The organism is Dietzia sp. KRD202, assembly GCF_017168155.1.
In the GTDB taxonomy this organism is placed as follows: Bacteria; Actinomycetota; Actinomycetes; order Mycobacteriales; family Mycobacteriaceae; genus Dietzia; species Dietzia kunjamensis.
In genome coordinates this window covers 1-432 of sequence record NZ_JABFAN010000057.1, presented here as the reverse complement: position 1 = coordinate 432, position 432 = coordinate 1, and the positions used below count along the sequence as shown (strand labels likewise).

Here is a 432-nt window from a genome sequence, read left to right as displayed (position 1 = left end):
GGACACGGAAGCCCGGATCTCCCGGATGCGTGCCCCACCGCCGCCTACCGTGGGTCCCGCCTTGCCTACACGTACCGGAGGTCGCCGGCCATGGACAGAGAGATCGAAGTGGATCGGGCCGCCTGCGAGCGGACTCCGGACGCCATCCGCACGGCGTTGCAGCGGCGCCCGGACTGGCTGCAGTACTTCGAGCAGGACTGGCTCAGCGCGGCGGCGGATTTCGATCGTGCGGAGCTGGACCGGGTCGTCGACAAATGGTTCCCCTTCGCGTGCGCGTGCGCGACGCCCGGCTACCTGGATCAGGTGGAGCAGATGGCCAAGCGCCTGGCGGGAGGGGACACGGAAGGCATGGTCTTCCGGGACGCCGAGGGCAACGCGTACGACGCCGAGAACCGTCCCATCGACGTCGGTAGGTGCCCATGACCGCTTACG

1 protein-coding gene is annotated in these 432 nt (G+C 69.0%); it reads left to right on the top strand.

The annotated features are described in order from the left end of the window. Positions 1–90: 90 nt before the first annotated feature. Complete coding sequence (locus tag J1M64_RS18535) at positions 91–423, top strand: DUF6247 family protein (RefSeq protein ID WP_003984719.1); 333 nt, start codon at positions 91–93, stop codon at positions 421–423. The last annotated feature ends 9 nt before the right edge of the window (positions 424–432 follow it).

Coding starts and splice junctions, on each gene's coding strand:
- J1M64_RS18535 (WP_003984719.1), top strand. CDS start 91: ATGGACAGAGAGATCGAAGTGGATCGGGCCGCCTGCGAGCGGACTCCG.